At 40.4% G+C, this 11,666-nt stretch carries 12 protein-coding genes; 8 read left to right on the top strand and 4 right to left on the bottom strand.

Annotated features, from left to right (window positions below; all coding sequences use genetic code 11):
- The coding region (locus VNZ46_RS11430) for an MATE family efflux transporter (RefSeq protein WP_325560287.1) at positions 1–908 on the bottom strand (908 nt) is incomplete at its 3' end.
- A 225-nt stretch (positions 909–1,133) separates the two neighbouring features.
- A complete protein-coding gene (locus VNZ46_RS11435; RefSeq protein WP_325560288.1) occupies positions 1,134–1,553 on the bottom strand; it encodes an acyl-CoA thioesterase in 420 nt (139 codons plus the stop codon).
- A 119-nt stretch (positions 1,554–1,672) separates the two neighbouring features.
- On the opposite strand from VNZ46_RS11435, the gene rpsO reads away from it, so the two are divergent.
- The 6 genes from rpsO to VNZ46_RS11465 all read left to right on the top strand — a co-directional run bounded on the left by rpsO (position 1,673) and on the right by VNZ46_RS11465 (position 8,470).
- Positions 1,673–1,951: a 30S ribosomal protein S15 gene (gene rpsO, locus VNZ46_RS11440; protein WP_110826871.1), complete on the top strand. Its 279-nt coding sequence runs from the start codon at positions 1,673–1,675 to the stop codon at positions 1,949–1,951.
- Positions 1,952–2,066: 115 nt separating this feature from the next.
- A complete protein-coding gene (gene pnp / locus VNZ46_RS11445; protein WP_325560289.1) occupies positions 2,067–4,211 on the top strand; it encodes a polyribonucleotide nucleotidyltransferase in 2,145 nt (714 codons plus the stop codon).
- Between the two features lie 81 nt (positions 4,212–4,292).
- Positions 4,293–4,964, top strand: a complete 672-nt coding sequence (gene rpe / locus VNZ46_RS11450) for a ribulose-phosphate 3-epimerase (protein ID WP_199082994.1) — start codon at positions 4,293–4,295, stop codon at positions 4,962–4,964.
- Between the two features lie 175 nt (positions 4,965–5,139).
- Positions 5,140–6,204, top strand: coding sequence for a 3-phosphoserine/phosphohydroxythreonine transaminase (gene serC / locus VNZ46_RS11455; protein WP_325560290.1), 1,065 nt, complete (start codon positions 5,140–5,142; stop codon positions 6,202–6,204).
- An 8-nt stretch (positions 6,205–6,212) separates the two neighbouring features.
- Complete coding sequence (locus tag VNZ46_RS11460) at positions 6,213–7,163, top strand: D-2-hydroxyacid dehydrogenase (RefSeq protein ID WP_325560291.1); 951 nt, start codon at positions 6,213–6,215, stop codon at positions 7,161–7,163.
- A 56-nt stretch (positions 7,164–7,219) separates the two neighbouring features.
- On the top strand, positions 7,220–8,470 hold the full coding sequence (locus tag VNZ46_RS11465) for a DUF1015 domain-containing protein (RefSeq protein ID WP_325560292.1): 1,251 nt from the start codon (positions 7,220–7,222) through the stop codon (positions 8,468–8,470).
- Here the strand turns inward: VNZ46_RS11465 and VNZ46_RS11470 are convergent.
- Positions 8,441–8,962 carry a hypothetical protein gene (locus tag VNZ46_RS11470; protein ID WP_325560293.1) on the bottom strand — a complete coding sequence of 174 codons (522 nt, stop codon included), beginning with the start codon at positions 8,960–8,962 and terminating at the stop codon, positions 8,441–8,443. The two genes, VNZ46_RS11465 and VNZ46_RS11470, sit on opposite strands and share 30 nt — an antisense overlap.
- A 56-nt stretch (positions 8,963–9,018) precedes the next feature.
- The gene (locus tag VNZ46_RS11475; RefSeq protein ID WP_108553142.1) at positions 9,019–9,798 is read right to left on the bottom strand and encodes an SAM hydrolase/SAM-dependent halogenase family protein; all 780 of its coding nucleotides are present in this window, start codon (positions 9,796–9,798) and stop codon (positions 9,019–9,021) included.
- Between the two features lie 102 nt (positions 9,799–9,900).
- Between VNZ46_RS11475 and VNZ46_RS11480 the strand changes: the two genes are divergently transcribed.
- Complete coding sequence (locus VNZ46_RS11480; protein ID WP_199083238.1) at positions 9,901–10,866, top strand: PhoH family protein; 966 nt, start codon at positions 9,901–9,903, stop codon at positions 10,864–10,866.
- A gap of 27 nt (positions 10,867–10,893) precedes the next feature.
- Positions 10,894–11,666: phosphoribosylaminoimidazolesuccinocarboxamide synthase (locus VNZ46_RS11485; protein WP_325560294.1), on the top strand; the 773-nt coding region annotated here is incomplete at its 3' end.

An 11,666-nucleotide genomic window follows, 5' to 3' on the forward strand; every position in this document is an offset into this window, starting at 1 on the left:
TATCCTGCTGAACCGTGGTCTCCTCCGGTGGTAGCCACCAGCTGCGCCAGGAAGATCCAGCTGCAGGATGCGATTACAAACTGGAAGATACCAGGAGTTGCTATTTTTAACAACGCCTTTATTTGTTCCCAGTGTGGTTTGAAATAAGAAAGCTTGATTTTAAGGGCACTTTTTCCTCCGGTTAAATGGTAGATCTGGTACAATACGCCAATACCACGGCCAATAGTAGTGGCCATAGCTGCCCCGGTAAGCCCAAAGGCTGGAACAGGACCCAGACCATTGATCAGGATAGGGCAAAGGACAATATTGGAAAGGTTGGCCAGCCATAAACTTTTCATAGCTATTGCTGCATTTCCGGCTCCTCTGAAAATTCCGTTGATCAGGAACAAGAGCATGATCACTATACTTCCGCTCATCATGATTTGCATAAAAGGGGTGCCTTGTCTGGCGGTTTCTGCTGATGCGCCCATGAAAAGCAGCAGGTCTGTAGCAAAGATAAATCCTGTTATACTGATCACAATGTTGACGGCTATGGCGATAATCAGGGCCTGCATACCTGCCTTTGCTGCAGCAGCGGGGTCCTTTTCTCCAATCCTTCTGGCTACTACTGCGGTGGCGGCCATACTCATCCCGATGGCGAGGGAATAAATAATAGTGAGTACAGATTCTGTAAGACCAACGGTTTGGATGGCATGGCTGCTGTTGTGCAGGTGGCCTACAAAATAAAGGTCTACCAGGGCAAAAATGGATTCCATGGCCATTTCCAGCATCATGGGGATGGCGAGTAGGAGCAGGGCCCTTCTGATGCTTCCCTGGGTATAATCTAATTCTTCGCCTTTAAGGGCTTGTTTTAAAAGTGTAAATATTCTGAATAGCTTGCTTTGGGCAGCTGTTTGATGTTCTGGCATAAAAAAGGGAAAAAATGTGAAATATATAAACCGCTGTCAGCAGGAAATGCTGAACGATGTTTTATCGGAAAAGGGGAGTCCTCGGTTTTAGAACCTCAAACGGACTGCAAATACCTTCATTGTTTTGCGGTTTTGTTAGATAACAAATATGGCGATATTGGAATTGAATTGCAAAAATATTTTTTTTTAATGGCTAAAAATATTCTGATTGCAGCTGTATTGGTATTAAAGGCTATAGGTTTTGATCATTTCTTCACTGACTTTACAGCCTCTGCCGGTACTGATGTCAATCATAACATAGTCGAACCAGCCATCGGAAGCGATCTTTTTGGTGCGTTTGTTCTCTATTTCGAATTGTACCCGGCAGCCTTTTTCGTTGATGGTTAAAATTCCGGTACGGATGGCAATCACATCTCCCAGGATTAAAGGGCGTTTGAAATCTACATAAGCTGTTTTTACGACCCAGCCATAGCCGCTCTTGAGAAAGTCTTCCATGGGCATTTTGTAGAATTTTTCCATTTGTTCGTACCTTGCGGCCAGTACATAGTCAAAATACTTGCTGTTGTGCACGTGGTTAAACATATCGATGTCATCGGGTCTCACTTTCAGTTCGCTTTCAAATATGCTGTAGCCGGTCTTTTCCATGAAAAATCTTTTTTGCAAAAGTAACAGAAATGAATGAGTTATTATTGCTTATCATCAAAACTTACACTATCTTTGCGTCCAATTAATTAATTTATAAACACTTTAGTATCATTCAAGAAATGTATTTAAGTAAAGAAAAGAAAGCCGAAATCTTTAAACAACACGGCGAAGTAGAAACCAATACTGGTTCTGCAGAAGGTCAGGTAGCGTTATTTACGTATCGTATTGCGCATTTAACAGAGCACTTAAAGAAAAACCGTAAGGATTTTTCTACTCAGCTGGCTCTTCAAAAACTGGTAGGTAAACGCCGTGGTATTTTGGCATATCTATTCAAAAAAGATATTGAGCGCTATCGTGCTATCATCAAGGCTTTACAGCTTAGAGATATCATTAAATAAAAGTACTTATATCATTAAAAGCCATTCTGTAGGGATGGCTTTTTTACTTTAAAAATAAAATAACCACATAAATCCGGTGTGTAGAAAGAGGAAAACACACCACAACAAGTTTTAAATGAATGTAATAAAAAAATCGTTCGATCTGGGTGACGGAAGAACAATTGAAATCGAAACAGGAAAGTTAGCTAAACAGGCAGATGGTTCTGTCGTTGTCAGAATGGGCGATACCATGTTATTGGCCACTGTAGTTTCTACGGTAGGTGCCAAGGCGGGTGTTGATTTTCTACCTTTATCAGTAGATTATCAGGAGAAGTATGCTGCTGCAGGACGTATTCCTGGCGGTTTCTTACGTCGCGAAGCAAGATTATCAGATTACGAGGTATTGATCTCTCGTTTGGTAGACCGTGCTTTGCGTCCAATGTTCCCTGAAGATTACCACTCTGATACCCAGGTGATGATCACTTTGATCTCGTCTGATAAAAATATAATGCCAGATTGTTTGGCTGGTTTGGCGGCTTCTGCTGCTATCGCAGTTTCAGATATTCCTTTTAACGGACCAATCTCGGAAGTACGTGTGGCCAGAATTGATGGCAAATTGGTGATCAACCCTTATGTAAGTGATTTAGAGCGTGCAACTATTGATTTCCTGGTTGCAGGTACTGAAAAAGATATCGTGATGGTGGAAGGTGAAGCTGATGAGATTTCTGAAATCGAAATGGTTGAAGCTATTGAATTTGCTCACAAAGCAATCATCGTTCAGGTTCAGGCACAAAAAGAATTGGCTGAACTGGTGGGTAAAACAGTTAAGCGTGAGTATTCTCATGAAGACAGCAATCCTGAGTTAAAAGATCAGGTATATGCTGCTACTTATGATAAAGTATATGCTGTAGCTAAAAGCCAGACTTCTAAACACGAACGTGGAGAGAAATTTGCAGCTATCCTTGATGAATTTAAAGTTACTTTAGGTGAAGAGGTTGATGAAGTAACCAGTTTCTTAACCAAGAAGTATTTCCATGATGTACAATATGACGCGATCAGAAATCTGGTTTTAGATGAAGGCATGCGTTTAGACGGACGTGATGTACGTACAGTACGTCCTATCTGGAGTGAAGTTGGTTATTTACCTTCTGCTCACGGTTCTGCAGTATTTACACGTGGTGAAACTCAATCTTTAACTACAGTAACCCTGGGTTCTAAAGATGATGAGCAAATGATTGATGGAGCTTTCATCAATGGTTACAACAAATTTCTGTTGCACTATAACTTCCCTGGTTTCTCTACTGGTGAGGTTCGTCCTAACAGAGGTGCTGGCCGTCGTGAGATTGGACATGGTAACCTTGCAATGCGTTCATTAAAGAAAGTATTACCTGGACTGGAAGAAAATCCATATACTATCCGTATTGTTTCTGACATCCTGGAGTCTAACGGTTCATCATCTATGGCAACAGTTTGTGCAGGTACACTTGCACTGATGGATGCCGGTATTAAAATCAAAGCTCCTGTATCGGGTATTGCTATGGGATTGATCACTGATGAGAAAACTGGTAAATATGCCATCCTTTCTGATATCTTAGGAGATGAAGATCACCTGGGAGATATGGACTTTAAAGTAACTGGTACTGAAAAAGGTATTGTTGCTTGTCAAATGGACTTAAAGATCAATGGTTTGAAATGGGAAGTGTTAACTGCTGCCTTGAAACAAGCTAATGAAGCCCGTTTGCATATTCTGAATGAAATGAAGAAAACTATTGAGCAGCCTCGTGAAGATTATAAAGATCACGCGCCTCGTATTGTTTCTTTAACTATTGATAAAGAATTTATTGGAGCTGTAATTGGCCCGGGTGGTAAAATCATCCAGGAAATGCAGAGAGAAACCGGTGCTACGATCTCTATTGAGGAGGTTGGAAACAAAGGTATTGTAGAAATCTTTGCTGATAATAAAGCGGCTATTGATGCTGCTGTTGGCCGTATCAATGCCATTGCTGCTAAACCAGAAATTGGTGCTACTTACGAAGGTAAAGTAAAATCAATTATGCCGTTTGGTGCTTTCGTGGAAATTATGCCAGGAAAAGATGGTTTACTGCACATTTCTGAGATTGACTGGACACGTTTAGAAACGATGGACGGTGTATTTAAAGAAGGTGATAAAGTGACGGTTAAGTTATTGGATGTAGACAAACAAGGTAAAATGAAGCTTTCCAGAAAAGCTTTAATGCCTCGTCCACCAAAACCAGAGACTACAGAAAACAAACCTGCTTAGTCTTTTGTTGAAATATCATTTAAAACCCTGCTTTTTGCAGGGTTTTTTGGTTTAAAACAGGTTTTGATTATCTTTACCTTTATGAACCATTTAATAGCACCTTCTTTACTTGCTGCAGATTTTGGTAATCTTCAGCGGGATATAGAAATGATCAACGCCAGCGAAGCCGACTGGTTTCATGTAGATGTAATGGATGGCGTTTTCGTGCCAAATATCTCTTTTGGTTTTCCGGTTATGGAGGCGATTAAAAAGCATGCAAAGAAACCTTTGGATGTGCATTTAATGATTGTTAATCCGGATCAGTATATTGAACGTTTTGCAGAAGCCGGTGCTTCACATATTACGGTGCATTATGAGGCCTGTGTACATTTACATCGTACCATCCAGTCTATTCACCTGGCAGGTTGTAAGGCGGGCGTGGCTATCAATCCGCATACACCCGTTGGTTTGCTGAAAGAAGTTCTTCCGGATCTTGACCTGGTTTTGGTCATGTCGGTTAACCCAGGCTTTGGCGGGCAGAAATTTATTCCAAATACATTGAATAAATTAAGAGAATTGCGGGCTATGGCTTTAAATTTAAATCCGGATTTGATTATTGAAGTGGATGGAGGAGTGGGTGCACATAATCTGGCCAGCCTGGTAGAGGCAGGCGCAAATGCTTTTGTGGCCGGAAATGCAGTATTTGCTGCAGACTCGCCTGAACAAATGATTTCTGAATTAAAAAACATCAGAACAGACAGCGTTCAGGCTTAAAAGACTATTATTTCTATAGAATAAAGGCTATTTGCCTTTAAATAGGCGTTCCTGCGCCATAATGTGGTTATTTTTAGAGGTTTTGGTTAAAAAAAATGAACTTAAAGTTTGAGTTTTTCAACCAATTACTGATATAAAACTATTACATTTACCGTCAATAAAATTAGTATAAAACATGAGACATAATTTTGGCGCAGGCCCCTGTATTTTACCTCAGGAAGTATTTAAGCAAGCATCCAGGGCGGTTTTAGATTTTAAAGACGGCCTATCAATTTTGGAAATCTCACACCGTACACCTGAATTTGAAGGTGTTGTGGAAGAGGCCGGAAGATTAGTTAAGGAGTTGTTAAATGTACCAGAAGGTTATTCGGTTTTGTTTTTGCAGGGAGGTGCCAGTTTGCAGTTTGCAATGGTTCCAATGAACTTGCTTCCAGACGGTAAAACCGCCAGTTACCTGGATTCGGGCGTTTGGGCAAACAAAGCAATTAAAGAAGTATCTACTTTTGGTAAAGCAAATGTTGTGGCTTCTTCAAAAGATGCCAATTATACGTTCATTCCTAAAGACTTCGCTATTCCTGATGACAGTGCTTATTTTCACTGTACTTCAAACAATACGATCTATGGTACTGAAATGTTTTTCCTGCCGGAAACTAAGGTTCCTGTAGTTTGTGACATGTCTTCAGACATTATGAGCCGGGTAATTGATGTATCTAAATATGATCTGATCTATGCAGGTGCGCAAAAAAATATTGGTCCTGCGGGTTTGACTGTTGTGATTGTAAAAGATGAAATTCTGGGCAAATCAGGCAGAAAGATTCCATCTATGTTAGATTATAAAGTTCATATTGAAGGTGGATCTATGTACAATACACCGCCGGTATTTTCTATATATGTAGCGATGCTTAATCTGAGATGGCTAAAGTCTAAAGGTGGTGTTGCTGAAATTGAAAAAGAAAACATTGCTAAAGCAAATGCTTTATATGCAGAGATTGACAGGAATCCATTATTTAAAGGAACTTGTGCTGTTGAGGATCGTTCCAGAATGAATGTTTGTTTTGTAATGAACAATCCTGAACTGGAAAAACCTTTCCTGAAATTTGCAGAAGAGAATGGTATTGAAGGCATCAAAGGGCACAGAAGTGTTGGTGGTTTCAGGGCATCTATGTATAACGCTTTGCCAATTACCAGTGTACATACTTTAATTGAATTAATGCAAGTTTTTGCAGAAAAACACCAATAAATAGATTAATGACAAAGATACTAGCGAACGACGGGATTGATCCCGTTGGTAAATCATTATTAGAACAGGCAGGTTTTGTAGTAGATACAGAAACCGTGCCTCAGGATAAACTTATAGAAGCCCTTCAGCATTATGATGGTTTAACTGTAAGGAGTGCAACTAAAGTCCGTCAGGATGTTATTGATCAGTGTCCAAACCTAAAGTTAATTGGTCGTGGTGGAGTGGGTATGGATAATATTGATGTTGAATATGCCAGAAGTAAAGGCATTGCGGTTGTGAATACACCGGCAGCTTCTTCATTATCTGTTGCTGAGCTTGTTTTTGCACACCTGTTTACAGGAATCAGATTTTTGCAGGATTCTAACAGAAAAATGCCTGTTGAAGGCGGTACGAATTTCAACAACCTGAAAAAGGCTTATGCTAAAGGAATAGAACTTAAAGGGAAAACTTTAGGGGTGATTGGTTTTGGCCGTATTGGAAGGGAAACTGCTGCAATTGGTTTGAGATTGGGAATGAACGTGGTGGCTTATGATCTGTATCCGTTTAGCGGAAATATTTCGTTAAGCTTTCAGGGAGGCATTTCGGTTGATATTCCTGTTCAGACGGTTTCGCTGGAAGAAGTGATCAGTCAAAGTGATTTCATCAGTTTGCATACTCCATTTGCTGACCGACCAATTTTAGGAGAAGAGGAGTTTAGCAAAATGAAAAAAGGTGTAGGAATTGTGAACTGCTCAAGAGGCGGAACTATTGACGAAACTGCTTTAATTGCAGCTTTAGACAGTGGTAAAGTTGCTTTTGCAGGACTGGATGTTTTTGATAACGAACCTACGCCTCAGCAGGCCATTTTGCAGCACCCTAAAATCTCTCTTACCCCGCATATTGGTGCTTCGACAAATGAAGCGCAGGAGCGGATAGGTACAGAGCTTGCTACTTTAATCATAGAGCACTTTAATAAATAAGTTTAAACGTATAAAGGAGTCATTTACAGACTCCTTTATACGTTATTGATCGTCACATGCCAAATATAAAGCCGTTTAATGCATTGATTCCTGCAGTTGATCTACAGGAACAAGTGGTCACACGTCCGCTTGAAAATTACAGCACCGGGGAAGCTAAGCTGATTGCGTCTGAAAATGACTGCAGCTTTTTACATCTGATTAATCCTGAACTGGAAAATCCTTATTTGCGGGGAACCCGGCAGGAATTAATTTTTAAAAAGATTGGTGAAAACCTGGATGTATTCCTGGAAAGGAAAGTGCTGGTCAGACAGGGAGAACCAGCGATATTCGTCTATCGCACAACTCATGACGGGCTTGTACAGACCGGTATCTGGACATTAACTCATATTAATGATTATCTGGAAGGCAAGATCAAAAAACATGAACATACTGTAGAACGCCGGGAAAGATTGCTTGCAGACTATCTTCAGCAAACGGGGCTGGATGCTAATCCTGTTCTGATCACTTATTACCCGGATGCTGTTGTAGATGCCGTGATTTCAAAAACAATACAGCAAAAACCGATTCTAGATTTCACTTTTGCGGATAGAACCGAGCATCAGGTTTGGGCTATAATGGATCAGACGGATCTTGAAGCGTTGGTGTCTGCCTTTGCTCAGATACCCGCGGTGTATATTGCAGATGGTCATCACCGGATTGCTTCCATGGCGAAAATGGGGCTTCATAAAAAGGCTCTAAATCAGCATAAACATACAGGTACAGAAATGTATAATTATTTTACTTCTGTATACATGAATACAAAAGAGGTTAAGGTTCTGGAATTTAACCGTATGGTTAGGAATTTGGGTAGCTTAACGGAAGCTGAACTCCTGGAAAGGATCGCTCTTTCTTTCGTTGTGGAGAAATCCGAAGCAATGGTTAAGCCAGAAAGATTGCATGAAATTGGTATGTATGTACATCAGCAGTGGTATCGTCTAATGCCTAAAAAGGGAATTTACAAGGAAGATGATCCGGTAGAGCTCCTGGATGTTAGTATTTTGCAGGATCATATCCTGGAGCCTGTTTTGGGTATACATGATCCGAGGACAGATGCAAGGATCACCTTTGAAGGAGGAAGAACGCCCATTTCGGATTTGCAGAAGCAAGTAGATAATGGTTTATTTGCGCTTGCTTTTACCTTGTTTCCAACCTCTGTAGAGCAATTAATTAATGTGGCTGATGCAAATGGTGTCATGCCGCCTAAATCTACCTGGGTAGAGCCTAAATTCCTTGTAGGTTTAATTACGAACTGCTTTAATTTTCTTTAGTAAAATATACCCCAGGCCGGCACATATGATGATCAGGAGACCTCCAAAGTAATAGAATATGTTTTGCCTTAATATTTGTTTCTGGAGTTGTACTTTTAATTCATAATTTCTGTCCTGAAGTTTTTTTATGGCCAGCATATATTTCTGAATGCGCTCATTGTTGATGGCGGCTGTATTTTGTACCTGTTGTACCTGAACGTCTTTATAGTCCATAAGTACCTTGAGCTCTCTGAATATGTTGTTGTCGTTCAAAGCGATCTCTCTTAGGATCTCATTGGAGTTTTTGATGTCGTCTTTGGTCTGAAATCCGAAGATACCTGTCCTTGCCGTGAGGCTTTGTTCGTATTGTCCAAACTTTGCGCTTCTTTGCATGAGCAGGGCATTTATTTTAATGCGTTGCAGCTGGTATGCCGCACTGTCAGTCTGGGCAAAAGTTTGTGCCGAAAAGGCTATAAGGACCAATAAAAGTGCATGTTTAATGATTTTCTTCATTGTTTAAGAATTAAGCAAATTTTATGCCTTAGCTTATTTTCTGGAATTTTGTCAGATCAGGGATGAAATTCGACCCTTAAGATATCGCCCAGGTGCAGTCCTAGCAAACCGCTTGCTTTTCCCTTGTTTATAGCGATTTCCAGGTGATTGCTGATGCCAAACAGGCACAACTTTTCACCTTCGGGTACTTCATTGTAATGCCAGCTCAGCTGGGTAATGGTTTCACTTTTTCTGAAATATAAAGTGAAGTCGCGGTTGCGCTGTACTTTGGTAAAAAGATCTTTGGTAATGTTTGTAATAACGTTGCAAAAGGTGTCAATATAAATGACGCTTCCCCTGATGATATCTCTTTCTATAACAGGGTGCAGGAGCATTCTTTCTTCTATGTTTTCTGTGGGAACGCCAATGTCTTTGAGCTTACCACCTTTAGCCAGATGGATCGCGGCTTTAACAAAAATATCGACCAGGGGAAAGTGGAGATATTTGAGATCCTGCATGATATTGAGCTCTACAAGTTCTTCAGGTTTTTCATCAAACAGGAGAGAGAAAATGCCATTATCTGCGCCTACAAAATAATGATCCCTGAATTTCATGGCCACGTATTTTGTATTTTCACTGAAAACAGAATCAATTCCAACCAGGTGTACAGTGCCTTTTGGAAAGTAGGGATAGGCGTTCTTTAGAACAAATGCGGCATAAGAAATATTAAAAGAAGGAACATCGTGGGTAATATCAACAATATTGGCAGTAGGCAAGATCGTCAGGATACTGCCTTTTAAGGCAGCCTGATAGAAATCTTTAGAACCTAAATCTGTTGTTAAAGTGATAATAGCCATTAAAAATTGAATATTTATTCTTAATCTTGCGTAAGCGGCAAATCGCGTACAAATATTCAATTTTTATATCAAAATATACACCTCAATCTAAAAAACAATATTTTGAACGAATTAAAACTAACACTAGAATCGGTAGATCCGGCACAACTTTGGGGCACCAACAATGAGCATTATGAAATATTAAAGCATGCTTTTCCAAAGCTTAAAATTGTAGCCAGAGGCAATGAAGTTAAGGTATTGGGCGATGAGCAGGAGCTGGGGGTCTTTGAATCTAAGTTTAATTTGCTGGTAGCTCATCTTGAAAAGTACAGTTCTTTGAATCCGAATGAAGTAGAATCTGTATTGTCTGTAAAGGCTAAAGCAGGCGCTGCAGAACCGGTAGCTGAAAAAGTAAATTCAGGTGGCGGTGGAGAGGTGATTGTTTTTGGAACCAACGGATTGATGGTAAAGGCCAGAACAGCCAATCAGCGCCGTATGGTAGACAGCATTGTAAAGAATGATGTGTTGTTTGCTATTGGACCAGCCGGAACCGGAAAAACGTACACCGCAGTGGCATTAGCCGTACGGGCTTTAAAGAACAAAGAAATTAAGAGGATTATATTAACCAGACCAGCAGTTGAGGCAGGGGAGAACCTTGGGTTTTTACCCGGGGACCTGAAAGAGAAGGTTGATCCTTATCTGCGCCCTTTGTATGATGCGCTGGATGATATGATTCCTGCAGAGAAATTAAAATTGTATCTGGAGAACAGGACGATAGAAATTGCTCCCCTTGCTTTTATGCGGGGAAGAACACTGGACAATTGTTTTGTGATTCTTGATGAGGCCCAAAATGCAACGGATCTGCAGTTGAAAATGTTTTTAACCCGTATGGGACCAAGTGCGAAATTTATAGTAACCGGAGATGTTACTCAGGTGGATCTTCCAAAAAAGCAGATGTCTGGATTACACAATGCCTTGAGGATTTTGGATGATATTCCTGGAATAGACATTATTTACTTAACCGGCGAAGATGTTGTAAGACATAAATTAGTAAAACGAATCCTTAAAGCCTACGGCGATATTCAATAATTAATAACATATGCGATTTGCATAACCATGAAAGCAATAAAAGAAACAAAATTTAATTTTCCAAAGCAGACCAGCTTCTATAAAGGTAAGGTGAGAGATGTGTATACCATAGACGAACGTTTTATGGCAATGGTGGTTACAGACAGGATCTCTGCATTTGATGTGGTATTGCCTGAAGCAATCCCTTTTAAAGGTCAGGTATTAAATCAGATCGCTGCTAAGTTTTTATCTGCAACAAAAGATATTGTGCCTAACTGGGTAGTTGAAGTTCCGGATGAGATGGTTACTGTGGGAAGAATCTGTGAGCCGTTTAAAGTGGAAATGGTGATCAGAGGTTACCTTGCCGGACATGCCTGGAGAGAGTATAGTGCAGGTAGAAGAAGTGTGTGTGGTGTTTCTTTGCCCGAAGGTTTGAAAGAAAACGACAAACTGCCGGAACCAATTATTACACCAACTACAAAGGCTGCAGTTGGACATGATGAAGATATTTCCAGAGAGGATATCCTTTCTAAAGGAATTGTATCTATTACTGATTATGATGCTTTGGAGAACTACACCAGGGCTTTATACCAGAGGGGAACGGAAATGGCTGCAGAACGCGGATTGATCCTGGTGGATACGAAGTATGAGTTTGGTAAAGTTGGAGACACCATCTATTTAATTGATGAAATCCATACACCAGATTCCTCCCGATATTTCTATGCTGATGGTTATCAGGAAAGACAAAATACCGGAGAGGCTCAAAAACAGCTTTCTAAGGAGTTTGTTAGAAAGTGGCTGATTGAAAATGGTTTCCAGGG

This window comes from Pedobacter sp. (assembly GCF_035566355.1).
In the GTDB taxonomy this organism is placed as follows: Bacteria; Bacteroidota; Bacteroidia; order Sphingobacteriales; family Sphingobacteriaceae; genus Pedobacter.

Coding starts and splice junctions, on each gene's coding strand:
- VNZ46_RS11435 (WP_325560288.1), bottom strand. CDS start 1,553: ATGGAAAAGACCGGCTACAGCATATTTGAAAGCGAACTGAAAGTGAGA.
- rpsO (WP_110826871.1), top strand. CDS start 1,673: ATGTATTTAAGTAAAGAAAAGAAAGCCGAAATCTTTAAACAACACGGC.
- pnp (WP_325560289.1), top strand. CDS start 2,067: ATGAATGTAATAAAAAAATCGTTCGATCTGGGTGACGGAAGAACAATT.
- rpe (WP_199082994.1), top strand. CDS start 4,293: ATGAACCATTTAATAGCACCTTCTTTACTTGCTGCAGATTTTGGTAAT.
- serC (WP_325560290.1), top strand. CDS start 5,140: ATGAGACATAATTTTGGCGCAGGCCCCTGTATTTTACCTCAGGAAGTA.
- VNZ46_RS11460 (WP_325560291.1), top strand. CDS start 6,213: ATGACAAAGATACTAGCGAACGACGGGATTGATCCCGTTGGTAAATCA.
- VNZ46_RS11465 (WP_325560292.1), top strand. CDS start 7,220: ATGCCAAATATAAAGCCGTTTAATGCATTGATTCCTGCAGTTGATCTA.
- VNZ46_RS11470 (WP_325560293.1), bottom strand. CDS start 8,962: ATGAAGAAAATCATTAAACATGCACTTTTATTGGTCCTTATAGCCTTT.
- VNZ46_RS11475 (WP_108553142.1), bottom strand. CDS start 9,798: ATGGCTATTATCACTTTAACAACAGATTTAGGTTCTAAAGATTTCTAT.